Below are 20,244 nucleotides of genomic sequence, written 5' to 3'. Positions count from 1 at the left end.
ATCAGTTAGCAATCATTTATCACTATTGAGGCACGTATGCTAAACACACCATTTTCACCGTGGCCAAGCTTTACTCAAATCGAGGCTGATGCCGTCAGCCAAGTATTATTGTCCAATAAAGTCAACTATTGGACAGGACAAGAAGGCCGTGAGTTTGAAAGAGAGTTTGCTCATTGGGCAGACAGTCGTTACGCGGTTGCTATGGGTAATGGTACGCTTGCTTTAGATGTAGCCTTACAAGCACTAGATATTGGCGCAGGCGATGAAGTGGTTGTGACGCCGCGTACCTTTATCGCTAGTATCTCATCGGTGGTCAATACTGGAGCAACGCCTGTTTTTGCTGATGTTGATGCGGCTACAGGTAACATTACGCCTGAGTCAATCGCTGCGGTCTTGACGGATAAAACCAAGGGTATCGTCTGTGTGCATTTAGCAGGTTGGCCTTGTGATATGGATGGCATCATGGCGTTAGCAGAGCAGCATAGTCTCTATGTCATTGAGGACTGCGCTCAAGCACATGGTGCGCGTTATAAAGGTCGCAGCGTTGGTAGTATTGGGCATATCGGTGCATGGAGCTTTTGCCAAGATAAAATTATGACCACAGGCGGTGAGGGCGGAATGGTTACCACCAATAACGAGCAGTTATGGCGTAAGATGTGGGCGTATAAAGACCACGGCAAGAGTTATGCTGCCGTATATGAGACGGAACATCCACCAGGCTATCGTTGGCTGCACGAAAGCTTTGGTACCAACTGGCGTATGACCGAAATGCAAGCGGTCATCGGTCGTATTCAACTTGAGCGTATGAGCGATTGGACAGCGGCTCGTACCGCCAATGCTCACGCTATATTAGATGCGTGTGCTAAGTGGGAAGCAAAAGGCTACCTTTCTGTGCCAAGATTAGAAGAGTCGCTTCAGTTTGCAGATGCGACCCACGCCTATTATAAGCTCTACGTCTATGTGCGGTCAGAGAGCCTACCTGAAGATTGGTCGCGAGATCGTATTATTCAAGAGATTAATGAGCAAGGCGTGCCTTGTTTTTCTGGATCAGCCTCTGAGGTATACCTGGAAAAAGCGTTTGATGATACGGGTTTGCGTCCAAAAAGCAGATTGCCAGTCGCCAAGCAGCTTGGCGAGACCAGCTTGATGTTTCTCGTGCATCCCACGCTGACACAAGCAGAGATTGCACAAACCGTTAAGGCGTTGAATAGTGTGTTGGCAAATATTGATAAGGCCAGTCAAGCCTAATTTGCTTATAACGTGTGCGTTGATATGTATGCTTTAAAAGTGTATTTATTACTTAATTGCTTATCTGGCATAGATAAGTCCCATTTATAAAAAGGTGGTAACCATGTATAAGCAACCAAAATATAAGCAATTCAGTTTGTTAGTAGGCCTTGGGATGATGTCGATGTGGGCCTCCGCACAAAACCTGTATATGAATGATTTGAAGCTAAAGGCAGATTTGGATTGGCTGGATACTCAAGGGGTGGTGCACATTAGCACCAGCACTTGGCCACTGACGGCTAACGAGATCAAACGCGCTTTAAATACGGCTAATGCCCAGACGCCAGCACAGCAGCAGATACTACAGTCGGTACAGGCCAGGCTCAATCAAGATCGTGATTCATTGGTTAAAGGCTTTGCAGGATTATACGTTCAGACTGATCGAGATTCGCTCCCACAAACGTTTGCAGATGATCAGCTTGCTGGTCAGCAGGCAACAGTAGGCGTATCGCTGAGTGAAGCGAATTGGGAGTTTAATTTACAAGCCAACCTAAAGAACGATGAGCTTATCGATGATGATAGTGATGTCAGTTTTGAAGGATCATATATCGCCGGTACAGCAGCCAATCAATGGTTAATAGCGGGTAAAGTACCAGCATGGTGGGGGCCAGGTCATGATGGTAGTCTCATTCGAGGTGATGCGAGCTTACCGGTGGCAGGTTTTACCATGCAGCGTGATACGCAAACCGCTCCGACTAATCAGTATTTATCGTGGGTAGGGCCTTGGCAGTATCAGCTGTTCGCGGGTCAGCTAGAAGATTATGAAGCCATTCCAGATGCTAAACTATTTGGTGCGCGCCTTACTGCGAGTCCTTGGCCATGGTTAGAGGTTGGGGCATCTCGTAGCTTTATGTGGGGCGGAGAGGGCCGACCAGAAAGTCTTAGCTCTTTTGGTGATGCTCTGTTAGGTACCAAAGATAATGGTGGTAATGATGAAGGAGATCCTGCTAATCAACTTGGTGGGTTCGATGCGCGCTTAAATTTAGCACCATTGGTGAATGTACCTGCTGGCGTTTATGCTCAGTATGTCGGTGAGGATGAAGCAGGGGGACTACCTGCCAAAAATATGTATCTAGCGGGCGCAGACTATGCTTCTAGTGCTTACGGTAAGCCTTATCAGCTTTATGCGGAGTACACAGATACACGCACTAGTGAGGACGTTCGGGGTGTCTCTTATGACCATGGTACTTATACAGATGGGTATTATCAGCAAGGCTATCCATTGGGGTATGCGCTAGGCGGTGATGCGGAGAGCATCGCGCTTGGTGGTCGACTATGGCTTGATAATCGTAATTTTATCAATGCTAAAGTGCAATATGCAAAAGTCAATCAAGCAGATGAAGCTATTAATCAAGCATTTCCTACTACCGATAAACTAACCGGTATCGATGTGGCATGGGAGCATCAGCTACAACCACAAGCGCTGGTTACAACCAGACTGTGGGCGGTAGATTCTGATAGCCAATCCAGTGATATTGGTGCCGCAGTCGGCTTAGAATTACAAACCTACTAGATTGCCGTTCACTTAACTATCTAAAGCTCTTAAAAGTCATAAAACGGTCTATTAAATCTAATAGGCCGTTTTTTATTTAAACCTTCTAAAGCTATACACTTGTTGACATTCCTGCTCATGTACATTTTTAGCTAAAACCTTCTCTTAATAATTAATCAGTGAATTCCTTTTATTTATCTTAAAGTTTAATTCTCGATGCGTGAATTTTTGGTTGACCCTCAATACACGCTAGGATTCTATAGCGCAGACAGGTACAATACCAAAGGCAAAAACACCTTCAGTTCATTCAATACTACCCAAGCAAAAGACAGGCGTGCAAGATCATTGCGGGCATTGTCTTTACTTTTTTAACGCTTCCTCTATTGGAGTTACTATGTCTATTGCCCAACCATCCGCCACCATTTTGGACGGCAAAGCCCTTGCCAAACAAATAGAACAGCAACTGCGCACCCGCGTGGATGCCATCAAGGATAAAACTGGACGTACACCAAGCCTTGCGACGATATTGGTCGGTGATGATCCAGCGTCAGCGACGTATGTGCGGATGAAAGGTAATGCTTGTAAGCGTGTTGGTATGGACTCTATACGCGTCGAGATGCCAGCTGCGACAACTACCGAGCAGTTGATGGCAAAGATAGATGAGCTAAACAATAACCCTGATGTGCATGGTATTTTGCTACAGCATCCTGTACCTGCCCATATTGATGAGCGTGCCTGCTTTGAGCAAATCGATTTGGCAAAAGACGTCGATGGGGTGACGTGTCTTGGTTTTGGCCGTATGGCGATGCAGCAATCCGCTTATGGTTCATGCACACCGCAAGGCATCATGCATCTATTAGCGCATTACGATATAGAGCTGGCAGGCTTGGAGGCCGTGGTGGTAGGGCGTAGTGCTATCTTGGGTAAACCAATGGCGATGATGCTATTGAACGCCAACTGTACCGTCACCATTTGCCATTCCAAAACTCAGGACTTGGCCGCTCATATTCAGCGCGCAGATATCGTGGTTGGGGCAGTAGGGGTGCCTGAGTTGATTAAAGCAGAATGGATTAAGAAAGGCGCTGTTGTGATTGATGCAGGTTTCCACCCAACCGATAATGGCGGCGTTGGTGATATCGAAATGCAGGGCGTGGAAAGCATCGCCAGTGCTTATACACCAGTACCCGGTGGTGTCGGTCCGATGACCATTAACACGCTCATTCGCCAAACGGTCGATGCGGCTGAAAAATCAGCTGGTTTGGCTGTCAGCTAAGCCACGACTCATACGAGTGCTAATCGCCAATGGATAAGAGGGTCTGAGCAGCACAGACTCAGGCTCAGTCAACCACATCCCAGTTGATAGGAGCTAAAAGCATGGCTAAAAAAAACGTCGGTATTCATGAGCGATTACAAGGTGTTGGTAGAGAGTTTGTCGATATCTGTCATTACGTGATCTTGTTTTTAATCAGTGTGGTGGTGGTTTGGACGGCGGGTAAAGAGTTTATATATATCCTCCAAAAAGGCTCAGCGGATTTAAAAGATATTTTGATGCTGTTTATTTATCTTGAGCTACTGGCGATGATAGGTATTTACTTTAAGACCCACCGTCTGCCCGTACAGTTTTTGATATTTATTGCCATTACAGCGTTATCGCGACATTTGGTCGTCGATGTGCAGGCTGTCTCAGACTACTTTCACTTATGGCTACTGGCGACGATTTCGGTGGCTATTATGTTGTTAAGCGCTGCGATCGTTGTACTGACATGGACGGCAAGAACGTTTGGTCGTCCAGAAGACAATCTCGACCAGCATCATGCCAACCTAACGGTCAAATCCCTTTTGCCTGATGATGCTCAGGCACCCGATAGCACTACGAAACATCGCCGAGAACGATAAATTAAGTACAAGTATCATGTACAAAAAAGAGGGCTACCGACGGTAGCTCTCTTTTGTATTTACTGAGCGTTAAGTGTTACCTCTTAAATACCGTTTAAAAATGTCAATAATGTTTGTTTTTGCGTGGCAGACAGTTGCTTAAAGCGTGTCTTTACTGCTTCTGCCTCACCGCCATGCCAGAGTATGGCCTCAGTCAAACTATTGGCACGACCATCATGCAAAAAACGGGCTTCTGGGTCACGCGCCACAATCCCAATACCCCACAATGGCGGTGTGCGCCATTCATAGCTCTCTGCGTTCTTTTCTTTTACTCCATCATCCAAGCCTGCACCCATATCATGAAGTAGCAAGTCGGTATAAGGATAAATGGTCTGCTGTGATAGTAGTGGAAAGCGACTGCTATCGCCTGTCTTCTGCTTGGGCGTGTGACAGCCTGCACAGCCGACTTGCGCAAAAAGGCTCGCCCCTTTATTAAAGGTCGCCAAGTCACCCGTGCGCCGCTCAGGAACGGCCAATGCCGTCATAAAGTCGCTCACCGCATCCAAGCTACTGTCTGAGACTTCTGGAGAGCCGCCGTTTGCCGCAGTCCAACAAATCGGTTGGTTCACCGTACAGTTGGGATCCATAAATACCGAGGTGGTCAAGCCCATATCTTGTGACATGGCATTGGCATTTTGGGTGCGTAGACTTGCGTTAATGGCTTTCCAGCCAAAGCGTCCAACGTGTTGTTGCCTGCCTTCATCCACCCAGTGTACCCGGCCACTGATTCCGTCTTTGTCGCTATCGTCAGGGTCAGCAGCAGCGATGATGTTAGTCTCAGGAATCAGATCAAGCAAGCCCATACCGACCAACTGCGGCGAGATACGACCGCTAATGGCCATATTTCCTAAAGGCTGATTCGGGTCAGTGGGGGTAAAGCTAAACTGTACACCAGCAGGCGTCTCACCATGAGCGGCAGTCACAGCGTAGCGTACACTGCCTTCAGTGGCAATACTGGGATCAATACTTTGATGCTGCATTTGTTCGCCGTAGTAAGGGTGCGTCAACCCTTGTTGGTCGCCGAGTCTGAATAAAATGGCATCGCTCAATGCACCATCAGCCGCATAAATAGGCTTGCGTCCTTCAGCGCTATGGCATTGGGTGCAGGCATTGGCATTAAAAAGCGGACCCACACCATCGAAGAGGGCGCGACCTTCATTGGCAGGCGTCCACTGCGTGATAAATAACTCACGCCCGGGCGATACGCCGCCTAGCGCACTGCTTGGTAGGTTTGGCATGATTTGTAGAAATGGGCGTGATACATCAGCGGAGATCGTGGCGTTGCCACCTGCTGGTTGCCAGTCAGTATCGACTTCTGGATTGTCAGGTGTGGTTGGTGGGTTGGGGTCGCTAGGAAGGCTGGGTGTGCTGGAAGTACTATCATCTGAGCCGTCTGACCCTCCACAGCCGCTAAGTAGCACTGTTATACTCAAACCGAGTAGGGTACTACGCACAATGTTTAATAATGATACGCTTAATGGTGGTACGGATAAAATGGTGGAGGGTTTGGCGCGTAAGGGCATGGTGTTACCTAAGGATAATAGGGTTAAATAGTAAACTAAAAACGAGTAGGGACACATGTTAGGCAACAAGGGCTGCAAAATGATGCAACCCTTGTTAAATTCTCAACTTATTCAGTTTTTATGAGCACGCAGTGTTCATTGGTACAATGAAGCCGCTGTCAGTTATAGCTGGTTTGGTAGCATCACTGGCATAGGGGTGTTGTACATCCAGACGTGAGTGGTGTCCGCGTTACCCAACGAGCCTTCAAAGCTCCAGCCCCAAGTAAATAGCTGACCATATCCGGTGCTGGTAGAGCCGTCTTGGTTAAGCAGTTTTTCATGAGCAATTAAGTGCATGGCGCCCATTGCCATGTTATCGATATTCTTTAAATTGGGCAGCTTATTGGTAGGCTCATCTAGATTGTCATACTCCGTCGTACCCTTACTGTTTGTTTCACCAAACGCGCCCCAAGCATAGAGGATGCCATCGGTAGTGGTGTCAGTGCCGACCGCGACGTTGTCTAACAACGCATAGCTGGCATTACCATTGGCATAGACGCGACGCACGTCCTTATCCATGAACCATGGCAGTTTGGTCGGTGTGGTCACGATACTGGCCCACGCACCTTCGGTATTTTTGAATAATTCACCATAATACCCTAGTTGGCTACTGGCATTGAGGCCCCAACCATAAACAGATTCTTTATTGGTTAACGCCAATACATGATCCCTACCAGCTGCTAATTGCGTGACTTTCTCTACATCTATAGCGAGTGTAGAGTCAGTAGTTTGGGTCGAATTAACTGGATCCTCATTAATGACATTAATAAGAACCGGCGCGGGGTTGATGTTGATGCAGTTATTAGCAGTGGTGCAAGCTTTGCCTTTTCCAAGATTGGCATAAGCATCGCTGCCCCAACCCCAGACCTGGCCTTTATCATCTAAGGCATAGGAGCTATTAGCGCTGGCGACGACTTGCACAATGTGGCCGACACCCTCTGCTGCCGAGAAGTCAACCTTGACTGGTACGCTGCTGTTGGCAGTCGTGCTAGGATTGGCAGTCGTGTCATTACCCAGCTGTCCTTGCTCGTTGGCACCAAATGCCCAAACGCTGCCGTCTTCGGTTAGTACCAAGTTATGCTTGTAGCCAGGCGCTACCATCACTGCGTTTTCAATACCTGCAATGGTACTGATATCAAGGCGGCAGTCAGCCACACTGCTGCAGTTATTACGACCTGTATCGCCGCGGCCTAATTGGCCATATTTGTCTTCACCCCAGCTATAAACTTGACCATTGTTAGCGATAGCAAGTGAGTGGTTTTGATTAAAGCTGATAGAAAGCAAGTTGTCTGGCGCATTGTTCATCAGCATTGGTGTATTAGGATGGCCCATGACGTCTGACAGGTTGGTAGTTAACCCAAGACCCGTTTGCCCGTAGTTGTTACGCCCCCAGCCATAGAGTTCGCCATCGCGCAGCGCACCCGTATGAGAGCCGCTTGCCGCGATGGTATCACCCAAATAGATGGTTTTGGTTGAGCGCATGATGTTACCAGCGTTGTCTGTGGCTTCTAACGTGATGGTATTGCTACCCAAGGCTAATAAAATGCGATCGCTAAAATACCCTTCTGTGTCAACTGACAGCGCTTGTGCTGGTGTTTCATTGAGCGTGTAAGTTAAAGACTTGATACCGCTGCTGTCTTGTACTTGCCCTGAGACAAACACCGCAGCAACAGCGCTATAGCCATCAGTAAAGTTGCTATCGGTCGTTAATAATGGCGGTGTTCCATCAATGATAGTGGTGTCGGACTCATCAACGCAAGCCGTAAGCAGCAAGGTTGCGGTTATGAGTGCTACGGCTTGAGTGAGATGGGATAAGCGCATAAAAACCTCAATAGGAACAAGTAGTACCATGGCAAAAATTAGAGCAGCGTGAAAGAGGGATGCACGTCCTACATTTCGTAATTTCGTAGGCTTAGCAGTGTTAATAGCGCCAATCGTAACTTTTGGAATGGGTTTATTAGGAGTAAGGGCAAGAATTTAGTAATATTAGATGCGAATAATATTACAAATAAGAATTATTATCAATAATGAATTAAAAAAATAGCATCGACGCCGATGCTATTTTGCTGAATAGACAAACCTCTACGAAGAAAAAATCGCTATAACCATTTTAACCTTTTAAAATTATAGTAAAGATAGCCACACAATGACCCAATAACCACCATGATGACAAAATACGAGTACTTCCAATGCAGCTCAGGCATGAAATCAAAGTTCATGCCATAGATACCAGCGATGGCGGTTGGAACAGCTAGGATACCTGCCCAAGCGGCAAGCTTACGCACCACTTCGTTCTGGCCAGTATTTACCATGGCCATATAGGTGTTCATTACCACGCTCAGCATTTCGTTAAGACCGTTGATCGCATCGAGAGAATGCAAAAGGTGGTCATTCACATCGCGAAAGTAGGGCTTCGCTGCTTGCGAAAAACCAGAGACCAGCTCGCTTTTTTTATGATTGATAAAGAAGCTACAGATGTCTTGCACCGGCAAGATAATGGCGCGCATGTGTACCAGTTGTGATTTAAGCTCATAAAGATTTTTTAACGTTTCTTTATTAAACTCATAGGTAAACACATAGCGCTCTTGCTCACGTAAATAACGACCTAAGCGATCGGTGATCGGCATATAGTTATCGACGATAAAATCGAGAATGGCGTGTAGGACAAAGATAGGTCCCATACGTAGCTTTTCAGGACGACGATGGCAGTGCTCACGGACGGGTGCGTAGGAGTTTGAGGGACCATTACGGATAGTAATCAGGTAGTTTTTGCCCATAAATATCGCCGTGGTGCCATAGCGAATAATGTTATCCTCAAGCCTGGCGGTACGCAGCACCACAAACACCATATCGTTGTCGTAGTTTTCTACTTTGGCGCGCTGATGGTCGGCAAAAGCATCCTCAATCGCCAATTCATGCAAATCAAAGGCTTCTTTGACTTTGACCATGGTCTCTAAGCTTGGATCGTACAGACCCAACCAGATAAACTGGCCATTATTACTCAAAGCGCGACTGACGTCATTGAGGGCCACTTGATCGAGCTTTTCACCCGTTTTGCGCGAGTAGGCGTAGCAGTTGACCACCTCGTCCACACTGGACAAATCGATATCTTCATAACGTTCAGAGTCTGGATCGTAGACCGTCATGGTCTCAATGGTGTCCTCAGTGGTCGCATCCGCATCACCATAGATATAGCTGTCATCATTGTCTAGATACAGATGTTTGTCACTCATATTGGCGTAAATATGATTGACGTTAGAGTTGGGTGCAATCCGTGCTGTTTTTTTAATCAACTGATCGTGATTGTCTTCCATACACCCTCCCTTCTGAAAGTAAAAGACCTATAATAATTAAAAATCATAGTATTTTTTTAAAGCACGTACTTTAAAGCGCGTAGCTTTTTAACGTGTCAATATCGACCAAGCTTAATAAACTTTCATGACAGGCTTCGAGTTTTATTGGCGGTGCAATATCAAAGTCGAGTGCTTCGACCCAGCGTAGGGCGCAGATGCACCAGTAGTCACCCGGTTTGAGACCTTCAAAGCCATACTCAGGCAGGGGCGTGATAAGGTCATTGCCGCGACTGGCCGAAAAGTTCAAAAACTCGCTGGTCATCTTGGCACAGACGGTATGCTGGCCGACATCGTGATTGCCCGTATGACAAAAGCCGTTGCGATAGTAGCCGGTAAGCGGATCAAAGCAGCAGCTTGCAAGCGCCGTCCCTAAAACATTGGTTTGGTTGATGGCCGGGTTTGGATGGTAGTCAGTTGACATAAGGCGTCCGAGATAAAAATATATGTTAGTGTACCATGAGTTTGTGTTGCAGGCGTGGTTCTACCGCACTCACCATTTTCTTTACAACTTGTCTCGCTTTAGCGCCGATACAGAATAATTAAGAAGCGTAATTAGATAGTGATTGTGGCCAATTGTCACTAGGCGAACCTAAACGGCTATGCTAAACTAAAGCATAAAGTGCCTTGGTGATTTATTAAGGTCTATTAGCTTATCGCAGTTTGTTAGCGCATAAAGATACTCGTCTTATCATTCTAAATTATACTTATTACTCACGCTTTTGCGGTTACCTAGTTTGTTTATCAATAATTGGGTCAATGATGTTGCGCGTTAAAAATAAAAAATGCCGACGTCAATGCAATTGTAAATATAACCTTTAAGTACCGCATCAGTACCGCGTTTTTGGTAAGCGATACGCCAAACAAGGATTTATTGTGTCTGTCAGTTCTGATTCCGTAAAACCCGCCCAGTCAAATACTCTCAATCAAGCGGCAGCTCAGTCCGCTGAAAACAATGCTATGCCCAATCGCATGCCCCCTCTTAGCAACTTTGCGAGCGACGTTGCCAATAGCTGGTTGCTGCCTGATGGGGTAGTAGACGTGTTGTTCGAAGATGCCCATAAGCAAGAAGTGCTTCGGTATCAGCTGACGCAGCAGCTCATCACGCATGGTTATCAGCTGGTGAATCCGCCAATGATTGAGTTTACTGAATCGTTGTTAAGTGATGCCTCAGAGGATTTAAAGCGTCAAACCTTTAAGATTATCGATCAGCTAACGGGTCGGTTGATGGGACTGCGCGCTGATATCACGCCGCAGATTTTACGTATTGACGCGCATCACGGTGGTACAGGTATTGCGCGTTATTGCTACGCAGGGGATGTGATCCACACATTACCGTCAGGACTGTTTGGCTCACGCACGCCATTGCAGTTGGGTGCTGAGATATTTGGTTGTGCCTCACTTGCCGCAGATATCGAGCTGATAGATGTGTTGTTTGGCATGGTCAATAAGCTAAACATGAGTGCGACGCTGCACATCGATTTGGGTCACGTAGCCATATTTAAGCGTTTGGCCGAATTGGCCGAGCTGGCAGAGGGTGATACTGAACACTTGATGCACTTATATGCCAACAAAAACTTACCAGAGCTAAAACGTGTGTGCCAAGTATTACCGATGGGTGATGACTTTTATGCATTAGCCCGCTTTGGCCACGATATTGCAAATCTATTGGTTAAACTGTCAGCAACCGCTCAGCAAGATGCACAAATTACGGCGGCGGTTGATGAGCTGCAACGATTAAAAACACATTTACAAGACCAATGGCAATGCGACGTCAGTATCGATGTGACGGAGCTATCAGGCTACCACTATCACACGGGTATTGTGTTCAATGGTTATATCAATAGCGAGACCCAACCGCTGGTACGTGGCGGCCGTTTCGATGGGATGCAAAGCGGCAGTCAGTTAACGGGACATGAGCTCCGTGAAGCCACTGGTTTTAGTATGGACGTCAGTCGTTTGCTCGCTCACACTCAGCTTGATGCGCCAACCATCGTATTGGTAGATTTTAATGCATTAAATACCGCAGATCACGAGCAAAAACAGATATTGTTACAACAAGTTGAGAGCTTACGTCAGCAGGGTTATCGTGTCACGATGCCGCTAAATACAGAAGACCGCCCAGCCGCTATCACGCATCATTTAAACTTTGTAGACAATCAGTGGCAGCTACAAACCATTTAATAAGCTAAGACGTTGGTCAGATATAAATTGTTAGATACAAAGAGACAGTCAACACAGTTATTTAATTTTTCAACCGTTATTGCACACACCTCAATACATAAAGGTAAGGATTGATCATGGGTAAGAATGTCGTAGTTTTGGGTAGCCAATGGGGCGATGAAGGTAAGGGTAAAATCGTTGATTTACTTACCGAAAAAGCCTCAGCAGTCGCTCGCTTTCAAGGCGGTCACAACGCTGGTCACACGTTGGTTGTCGATGGCAAAACCACCGTATTGCATTTGATCCCATCAGGTATCTTACGTGAAGGCGTGACTTGCTTCATCGGTAATGGCGTGGTGTTGGCACCTGACGCCCTACTCAAAGAAATGAAAGAGCTTGAAGACAACAACGTACCCGTGCGTGAGCGTCTACGTATCTCTCCTAACTGTCCACTGATCATGCCGTATCACGTCGCTCTTGACCAAGCGCGTGAAGCCAAGCGCGGTACTGGTAAAATCGGTACGACGGGTCGCGGTATCGGGCCTGCCTACGAAGACAAAGTGGCTCGCCGTGCTATCAAGCTTGCTGACTTGTTCCGTGAAGATTTGGAAGAAAAGCTACGTAACTTAATCGAGTATCATAACTTCCAATTGACTGAGTATTACAAAGTTGACGCGATTGATTTTGATGAGACGTACAAGCTGTGCCAAGAGTGGAAAGCTGAGATCACTGGTATGGTCACTGATGTTACCGAAGATTTAAACCAGTTGCGCCTTGCTGGCAAAAACCTCATGTTTGAAGGTGCCCAAGGTACGCTACTGGATATCGACCACGGTACTTATCCGTTTGTGACCAGCTCAAGCGTGACCGCTGGTGGCGTATCAACGGGTACAGGTATTGGTCCACTCTATTTAGACTACGTCCTTGGTATCACTAAGGCTTATACCACACGCGTGGGTAGCGGTCCGTTCCCAACAGAATTGTTCGATGATGTAGGGGCGCATTTGGCCAAAGTCGGTCATGAGTTTGGGGCGACAACTGGCCGTGCACGCCGCTGTGGCTGGTTCGATGCCGAAGCGTTACGCCGTGCAGTCGTGCTTAACTCTATGTCCGGTATTTGCTTGACCAAGCTTGACGTACTAGATGGTCTGGAAGAGTTGCTCATCGGTGTGGGTTATAACTTGCCTGAGACTGAGTGCGCAGGCGCCCATGATGCTGAATTCTATGAGTCAGTGACGCCTAAGTACGAAACCATGCAAGGCTGGAGCGAATCAACCGTTGGTATCACCAACTATGATGACCTGCCAGAAAATGCGAAAAAATACATCAAACGTATCGAAGACTTGATTGGTTGCCCAGTCGATATTATCTCAACGGGCCCTGACCGTGAAGAGACGATCGTACTTCGCGATCCGTATGATGCTTAGTTTATCACCTCTGTTTACTATCATCTGTTAGTAAATAGGTTGAACGAGTAAACATCAAAACCCCAGTGCTGAGCATTGGGGTTTTTACTTTTATCAAAGGGTATAGCGTTATTAACAATTGCTACCTAATAAATTTACTTTTATGCAAGGTGCGGTCATAAATTAACCCTATCATTTATGGCCTTAATCATTATAATAGGCAGCAATCCTGTGTTGGCGCTCATGTTTTCGTGCTAATAAGCAATAAGTCGTTGAAATCAGCCTAGCCAACACTGTGGCCAAAGACAAAACAAAGCATGAACCCTTTCATTTTTTATTGAATTTAGCATTTATTAGGAGCTTTTTATGGCTAACGAACGTACTTTATCTATCATCAAACCTGACGCAGTTGCTGGCAACCACATCGGCGCTATCTATGACCGTTTTGAACAAGCGGGTCTAAAAATCGTTGCCGCTAAAATGCTACAACTTGATGATGAAAAAGCAGGTGGTTTCTACGCTGAACATGCTGAGCGTCCATTTTACAATGATCTAAAATCGTTCATGATGTCAGGTCCAGTATTGGTATCAGTACTAGAAGGCGAAAACGCTATCGCTAAGCATCGTGAAATCATGGGTGCAACCAACCCAAAAGACGCCGCTGAAGGTACTATCCGTGCTGATTTCGCAAGCAGCATCGATGAAAACGCGGTTCATGGTTCAGATTCAGCGGAATCAGCCAAACGTGAAATCAGCTACTTCTTCAGCGATGATGAAGTTTGTGCCCGTACGCGTTAATATCGTAAACCAACTGTGTACCAGTTATTTACAAAATTGATTGGTTATAATTGGTTTTGCAAGACGGCTTATATCTTATGGGTATAGGCCGTTTTAATTATTTGCTGATGGGTAACTTCGATTATAATAGTCACAGTCTTTGTTGAAATTAACCAAGGTTTCCCTCATTATCGTATTTAATCAGCGTTATCAATCCCTTATCAGCATAATTTTATTAGATTTTTCCCCAGGCACTGGATAAATTAATAAAGTCTGCGCTTATAACGGATTGCTCATGCACTCACGTATTACGTATGTGTGACAACACTCATAGCTCATATCAATAATTGCACCGCTTATCCAAGTTTATGCAAAAAGGTTACCTATTATGTCAACTGTACAAACAGCCACTCAGCACGTACCGACCAAATTTACTGACAGCATCAAGCTAGTAGATGAGGCGCACGCAAAGACCAATTTATTGGGAATGACGCAAGCGCAACTGGCTGATTACTTTAAAAGTATTGGCGAAAAGCCATTTCGTGCCACTCAGGTCATTAAGTGGATATATCAGCACGGCGTGACGGATTTTGAAAAAATGACCAACCTGAGTAAGTCCTTGCGTGACAAATTGTCAGCCAATGCTTGTGTGGTGCCGCCAAAAGTGATCCATCGTCAGTACAGTGATGATGGCACGCGTAAATGGGTATTTGAAGTCACGGGCGGTTCACTGGTTGAGACGGTATTGATACCAGCGGATGATAGTAAGCTAAATGGCCGAAAAACCTTGTGTGTGTCTTCACAAGTTGGCTGCGCGCTGGACTGTAGCTTTTGTAGTACGGGTAAGCAAGGGTTTGAGCGTGATTTGAGCGCCGCTGAGATTATCGGACAGCTATGGGTGGCCAACGCCTCGTATATGACGGATGAAAATGAAAGTTTGGAAAACGTTGATCATAGCCTATGGGAAAATAACGTCACCAATGTGGTGATGATGGGCATGGGTGAGCCACTGTTAAACTATAAGCCAGTGGTTGGCTCAATGGAGATCATGCTCAGCGATCATGCTTATGGATTGTCAAAGCGTCGCGTGACCTTATCGACGTCAGGCGTTGTGCCAAAAATGTATCAGCTGGCGCAAGACCTCGACGTGGCATTGGCCATCTCGTTGCACGCGCCAAACGATGAGCTGCGCAATGAACTGGTGCCCATTAATAAAAAGTACCCGTTGGATGAGCTGATTGCCGCCGCAAAAAACTACGTTTATGATGTCAATCCACGCCATAAAAAACACGTAACGATTGAATATGTAATGCTTGATGGCGTCAATGACAGCAATGAGCATGCCCAGCAGCTAGTGGCGTTATTAGAAGGCTTACCAAGCAAAATCAACCTGATCCCATTCAATCCGTTTCCGCATGCCCCCTATGATAAATCAAGCAATAACCGCATCCATGCGTTTAGCAATATCTTAAGCGAGGCAGGTTTTGTGTGTACCATTCGTCAAACGCGCGGTGATGACATTGATGCCGCTTGTGGTCAGCTGGTCGGACAAGTGGCTGACCGCACCAGACGTTCGGCGGCTTGGCAGCAAAGCATCAAAGATCGTGAAAGTGTATAGTTCGATAGGTGTATGAACCGTAAACAAATTGCCCAGCGTTTAGCGTTAGCTGTCTTTTATCTGTCGCAATGGTAATGAAAATGTAGCCATAATGGCCAGTATTGATGAACAGCGCAATTAATGACAACTAAATTGTACTTATGGGGGCTAAATCCATTAAACTGTTGGCTCGAGGATCGAACGCATTGAATCACAGTTTTATGATGGCGGCTATGATGACTTCTAACAATTCTTGTCAGCTCAAATATCAAAAACCATTTTTTAGATTTTATAAGCAGTTCAGGGTAGCGACCAACCAAGTCACCACGCCAAAGCGTGTGCTGCTAATAACGGCGCTGTCCGGTTTGCTGCTGACTGGTTGTCAGAGCACGCCAACCAATGACTTGATAGGTAGTGCGCCTTATCAGACGTCCACGCGGCCAAGTGACAATCGTAACTTGGATCAACAAGAAATCGCCCGCGTGCGTACCTCACTGGCCGCGCAATATATCCGCAAAAATGAGCTCGACACGGCCCAGCGGCAGCTTGAAAAAGCCTTTGCTGCTGATAGCCGTTACGCGCCAGCCTATGATATGATGGGCGTTTTGCTGCAGCAAGAAGGCAGTCGAATCAATCTTGAAAAGGCCGATCAATATTTTAAAAAAGCAATCGCGCTTGATAAAGACTTTGAGCAGGCCCACAATAACTACGGCGTTTATTTGTCACAGATGAAGCGCTATCGTGAGGCAGCAGAGCAGTTTGAGATTGCGGGGGCCGCGTTAGGTTATGAAGGCCGTATCGGTGCGTTAGAGAACTTAGGGCGTACTTATCTGCAGCTAGGTGATCGTAGCGCAGCTGCTAAAGCGTTTTTGCGGGCACTCGATGGCAATCGCAATAGCCTTATCGCTCATATCGAATTGGTGGATTTATTGCTAGAGCAGCAGCGTGTACCGCAGGCGCAGAGACTTTATGATGAAACGTTGATACTGATACAAGGGCAGGGCATTAGCCCGCGCCTGCTTTTACAAGGCATCAAACTTGCGGCCGCGCAAAATAACCTAACGACGCGCCAGCAATTGGCACAGCAGCTTTTATCTACTTACCCCTTAAGTGATGAAGCAAAACAACTTAAGACTTGGCTTAACAATCCAGAGGCACCATGGAAATGACCACCCCATCATCAAACACTCAATCTAACGCTCAGGGATCATTTGGTGCCATGTTGCAGCAAGCCCGTAAAAATAAGCAGGTCAGTTTAGAAGAGGCGGCCGCCGAGTTGTTTATTTTAAAGCGCCATTTACAAGCGCTTGAAAATGAAAATTTTGCTGATTTACCGCAAGCTGCGTTTGCTCGTGGTTTTGCGATCAACTATGCCAAATATTTGGGATTGGACTCTGCAAAAATCGCGAACAGTTTTGATGCCGCTTACCCCAATGAGCTCAAAGCCAAATCGTTGAATAGTACCGATACGCCGCTGCGCCCGATGGGCACACTACAGCGCGATACTCACAATCGCATTCGTTTTAATCCGTTACTGATCATCGCAGTCATTGGCGTCATTATTTTAGCGATATTCTTGTTTCGTATGGTGAGTAACGCCAGCAAAGAAAACAGTGCCGAATCGATAACCACAGTCGAAGACATATCAGCGACAGAGCAAGCTCAGGGTGCCGCTATTGATGACGCGACTGGTATTGGTGCCTCTGGCTCTGCTCTAAATTTGGGCGGTGAGGCTAGTGCCAGCACGGCTTCTTTAAACGTCACGCTCACTGATACCGCCACCGTTAATATTACTGATGCCTCTGGTAGCAGTCTAATCAGTGGGACTCAAACCGCTGGTGACTATGAATTGTCAGGTATGCCGCCGTTTAATGTACAAATTGATAATGTCGATAATGTCAGTTTAATGCTTAACCAAGAAGCGGTCGCTTTAGAGGCTTATGCCACTGATGAGCAAGCCAGTTTTGAGTTGGCACCTTGATGCTAAAGGTCATAAAAGTGTGTTTTGTTTCCGTTTCTCTCGCTCCAATTGAAGGGTTTGTCTATGTCAACGTCAGCGCCTATTAACCGTCGTCTTACCAAAAAAATCTATGTCGGTGATGTCGCGATTGGTGGTGATGCGCCGATTAGTGTCCAAAGTATGACCAATACAGATACCTGTGATGTGGCAGCAACTGTCGCGCAAATAGAGCGCTGCGTAGAAGCAGGCGCTGATTTGATGCGGGTATCGACGCCAACCATGGATACCGTCAAAGCGTTTGGTGAAATTCGTAAGCGGGTCAGCGTGCCCTTAATAGCCGACGTGCATTTTGATCATAAGATTGCCTTAGCGGTTGCCGAGGCAGGGGCAGATTGCTTGCGTATCAATCCCGGTAACATCGGTAGTGATGCCAAAGTACGGGAAGTGGTTGCTTGTGCCAAACATTACAACATCCCTATTCGGATCGGTGTCAACGCCGGCTCCTTAGAAAAAGACATCCAGCGTAAATACAAAGAGCCTACAGGCGAGGCGATGCTTGAGTCGGCAATGCGCCATATTGATATTCTAGAGCGCTTAAATTTTGACCAATATAAGGTTTCCGTCAAAGCCAGTAATGTGTTTTTGACGCTAGATGCGTATCGTCTGATATCAGCACAAATTGATAATCCCTTGCATTTGGGTGTCACTGAAGCAGGTGTTTACCGTACTGGTGCCGTAAAATCTGCCATTGCACTGGGTGGTTTATTATTGGATGGTATTGGTGATACGATTCGCATTTCGCTTGCTGCAGAGCCTGAAGAAGAAATCAAAATTGGCTTTGATATTCTAAAATCGCTAAATATTCGTTCTAACGGTGTTAATTTTATTGCTTGCCCAAGCTGCTCACGTCAAGAATTTGATGTCATTAAAGTAATGACGGCGCTAGAGTCACGTTTAGAAGATATTCGTGAACCAATGAATTTGTCAGTGATTGGCTGTAAGGTAAATGGACCTGGTGAAGCGAAAGAGTCAGACATTGGCATCGTTGGTGCCGCGCCGAAGTCTCTGGTGTACCGAATGGGTGAAAAAAGCCATTTGATTGATACCAATAATTTAGTCGATGAAATAGAAGGCATGGTACGCGCGCATGCAGAAGATCTGGCCAAAAAACGTGAGAATGAGATTATTCGCGTCAAATAAGTCGTTATATACGTGCCGCCTCAGCATAAAAGCGGCCATACTGATTCGCTGTTTGTTTAAAAGTAATGCTCAATCACATGATGAGCAAAAACAACAATAATAGAGAGACCTGTTAAACATTTTAAGGATACGACCGTACCATGATTAAAGCGATTAAAGGGTTTAATGATATTTTGCCAGAACAGTCGGCAAAGTGGTTGCGTTTAGAGGCGATTTTGGCTGATGTGCTCGGCAGATACGGCTATGAACATATTCGCTTGCCGATCGTTGAGCAAACCGATTTGTTTGCGCGTGCTATCGGCGGGGCAACGGACATCGTCGAAAAAGAGATGTACAGCTTCACTGATAAATCTGAGCCACCAACGCCGTTGGCGCTGCGTCCTGAAGGTACAGCAGGGGCTGTGCGCGCGGTGATCGAGCACAATTTGCTGCGCGGTGATACACCAAAATTATGGTACATCGGTCCAATGTTCCGTTATGAGCGTCCGCAAAAAGGGCGTTATCGTCAGTTTCATCAACTGGGTGTCGAGAGCTTCGGTAGTGCGCTACCTGATGCAGATGCCGAGCTGATTGCCATGACCCATCTGATGTGGCAAGCATTGGGTCTACAAGATGAGATGCATCTGCAATTGAACAGCCTAGGTGAGCTCGATGAGCGTCACGCGTATCGTGAAGCCTTAGTGAACTATTTAACCGATAAAAAAGACCAGCTGGACGAAGACAGCAAACGCCGCTTAACGACCAATCCGCTACGTATTTTAGACAGTAAAGAGGCGAGCACACAAGCGATATTGGCAGATGCCCCAAAGCTTGCTGACTTTTTGGGTACAGAAAGCATGGCACACTTTGAGCAAGTGCAAACTTATTTGACCGCGCTTGGTATCGATTTTGAGATCAACCCCCATCTGGTTCGTGGACTTGATTATTATAATAAAACCGTCTTTGAGTGGGTCACCGACAAACTTGGTAGCCAAGCCACGGTTTGTGCAGGTGGCCGTTATGATGGTCTGGTTGGACAATTGAAGTCCATCGGTACAGATGGTAATAAGCCGGTAAAATCTGAGCCTGCCGTTGGTTTTGCCATGGGCCTTGAGCGTTTATTATTGCTGATGGAGGCGGTCGCGCCAATTGCAGAGGTGCCAGCTTGTGATGTCTTCGTGGTTGCTCATCCCGAGGTGTATAGCGCGGGTATTGGTTATGCGCAAAACTTGCGTTATAGTCGCCCAGATGTACGGGTCAAAATGGCGAGTGCCACCAGCCTAAAAGCACAAATGAAAAAAGCGGATAAGTCAGGCGCTGCATTGACCGTCATTATCGCCCAGCAAGAGCTTGATGATAATACCATTAGCGTGAAAGACATGCAGACAGGTGAGCAGCAGACCGTTGCGCAAGATTGGCTCTCGGATCAAGAGAATTTTTCTCGCAACTGATGATCGTCCTTTACCACGTGAACGTCATCTCAGCCAATAGACCATCGGTTTTGATTCTAGCAGCAATTTAATAACAATTTTATCA

16 protein-coding genes are annotated in these 20,244 nt (G+C 46.5%); 12 read left to right on the top strand and 4 right to left on the bottom strand.

Translation table 11 applies throughout. From position 1 onward, the window contains the following. Positions 1 to 36 precede the first annotated feature (36 nt). From JFC06_RS10140 to JFC06_RS10125, 4 genes are all read left to right on the top strand, one after another. Positions 37 to 1,248 carry a DegT/DnrJ/EryC1/StrS family aminotransferase gene (locus JFC06_RS10140; protein WP_198334960.1) on the top strand — a complete coding sequence of 404 codons (1,212 nt, stop codon included), beginning with the start codon at positions 37 to 39 and terminating at the stop codon, positions 1,246 to 1,248. A gap of 103 nt (positions 1,249 to 1,351) precedes the next feature. After that, the gene (locus JFC06_RS10135) at positions 1,352 to 2,800 is read left to right on the top strand and encodes a capsule assembly Wzi family protein (RefSeq protein ID WP_198334959.1); all 1,449 of its coding nucleotides are present in this window, start codon (positions 1,352 to 1,354) and stop codon (positions 2,798 to 2,800) included. 373 nt (positions 2,801 to 3,173) lie between these two features. Then, entirely contained in the window at positions 3,174 to 4,052 is an 879-nt protein-coding gene (gene folD, locus JFC06_RS10130) for a bifunctional methylenetetrahydrofolate dehydrogenase/methenyltetrahydrofolate cyclohydrolase FolD (RefSeq protein ID WP_198334958.1), read from the top strand. 101 nt (positions 4,053 to 4,153) lie between these two features. After that, complete coding sequence (locus JFC06_RS10125; protein ID WP_198334957.1) at positions 4,154 to 4,675, top strand: phosphate-starvation-inducible protein PsiE; 522 nt, start codon at positions 4,154 to 4,156, stop codon at positions 4,673 to 4,675. Between the two features lie 83 nt (positions 4,676 to 4,758). Here the strand turns inward: JFC06_RS10125 and JFC06_RS10120 are convergent, their stop codons facing one another. From JFC06_RS10120 to JFC06_RS10105, 4 genes are all read right to left on the bottom strand, one after another. Next, entirely contained in the window at positions 4,759 to 6,237 is a 1,479-nt protein-coding gene (locus JFC06_RS10120; protein ID WP_198334956.1) for a di-heme oxidoredictase family protein, read from the bottom strand. 162 nt (positions 6,238 to 6,399) lie between these two features. Further along, positions 6,400 to 8,097, bottom strand: a complete 1,698-nt coding sequence (locus tag JFC06_RS10115) for an RCC1 domain-containing protein (RefSeq protein WP_198334955.1) — start codon at positions 8,095 to 8,097, stop codon at positions 6,400 to 6,402. A gap of 278 nt (positions 8,098 to 8,375) precedes the next feature. Then, positions 8,376 to 9,590: a magnesium/cobalt transporter CorA gene (gene corA, locus JFC06_RS10110; protein ID WP_198334954.1), complete on the bottom strand. Its 1,215-nt coding sequence runs from the start codon at positions 9,588 to 9,590 to the stop codon at positions 8,376 to 8,378. A gap of 70 nt (positions 9,591 to 9,660) precedes the next feature. Beyond that, entirely contained in the window at positions 9,661 to 10,050 is a 390-nt protein-coding gene (locus tag JFC06_RS10105) for a DUF2237 family protein (RefSeq protein ID WP_193006604.1), read from the bottom strand. A gap of 452 nt (positions 10,051 to 10,502) precedes the next feature. Here JFC06_RS10105 and JFC06_RS10100 point away from each other — a divergent pair, with 452 nt between their 5' ends. The 8 genes from JFC06_RS10100 (at position 10,503) to hisS (ending at position 20,159) form a co-directional block, all read left to right on the top strand. After that, on the top strand, positions 10,503 to 11,810 hold the full coding sequence (locus JFC06_RS10100; protein ID WP_198334953.1) for an ATP phosphoribosyltransferase regulatory subunit: 1,308 nt from the start codon (positions 10,503 to 10,505) through the stop codon (positions 11,808 to 11,810). A 116-nt stretch (positions 11,811 to 11,926) separates the two neighbouring features. Then, a complete protein-coding gene (locus tag JFC06_RS10095; RefSeq protein ID WP_198334952.1) occupies positions 11,927 to 13,216 on the top strand; it encodes an adenylosuccinate synthase in 1,290 nt (429 codons plus the stop codon). Between the two features lie 345 nt (positions 13,217 to 13,561). Then, complete coding sequence (gene ndk / locus JFC06_RS10090) at positions 13,562 to 13,993, top strand: nucleoside-diphosphate kinase (RefSeq protein WP_198334951.1); 432 nt, start codon at positions 13,562 to 13,564, stop codon at positions 13,991 to 13,993. A gap of 367 nt (positions 13,994 to 14,360) precedes the next feature. Beyond that, on the top strand, positions 14,361 to 15,590 hold the full coding sequence (gene rlmN, locus JFC06_RS10085; RefSeq protein ID WP_198334950.1) for a 23S rRNA (adenine(2503)-C(2))-methyltransferase RlmN: 1,230 nt from the start codon (positions 14,361 to 14,363) through the stop codon (positions 15,588 to 15,590). 212 nt (positions 15,591 to 15,802) lie between these two features. Further along, complete coding sequence (gene pilW / locus JFC06_RS10080; RefSeq protein WP_227670125.1) at positions 15,803 to 16,738, top strand: type IV pilus biogenesis/stability protein PilW; 936 nt, start codon at positions 15,803 to 15,805, stop codon at positions 16,736 to 16,738. Beyond that, positions 16,729 to 17,550, top strand: coding sequence for a helix-turn-helix domain-containing protein (locus tag JFC06_RS10075; protein WP_227685594.1), 822 nt, complete (start codon positions 16,729 to 16,731; stop codon positions 17,548 to 17,550). The genes pilW and JFC06_RS10075 overlap by 10 nt, the downstream gene beginning before the upstream one ends. 63 nt (positions 17,551 to 17,613) lie before the next feature. Then, the gene (gene ispG, locus JFC06_RS10070) at positions 17,614 to 18,729 is read left to right on the top strand and encodes a flavodoxin-dependent (E)-4-hydroxy-3-methylbut-2-enyl-diphosphate synthase (protein WP_198334948.1); all 1,116 of its coding nucleotides are present in this window, start codon (positions 17,614 to 17,616) and stop codon (positions 18,727 to 18,729) included. A gap of 140 nt (positions 18,730 to 18,869) precedes the next feature. Further along, on the top strand, positions 18,870 to 20,159 hold the full coding sequence (gene hisS / locus JFC06_RS10065) for a histidine--tRNA ligase (RefSeq protein ID WP_198334947.1): 1,290 nt from the start codon (positions 18,870 to 18,872) through the stop codon (positions 20,157 to 20,159). The last annotated feature ends 85 nt before the right edge of the window (positions 20,160 to 20,244 follow it).

Source organism: Psychrobacter namhaensis (genome assembly GCF_016107545.1).
Classification (GTDB): domain Bacteria; phylum Pseudomonadota; class Gammaproteobacteria; order Pseudomonadales; family Moraxellaceae; genus Psychrobacter; species Psychrobacter namhaensis.
This window is presented reverse-complemented; position numbering and strand designations above follow the sequence as displayed.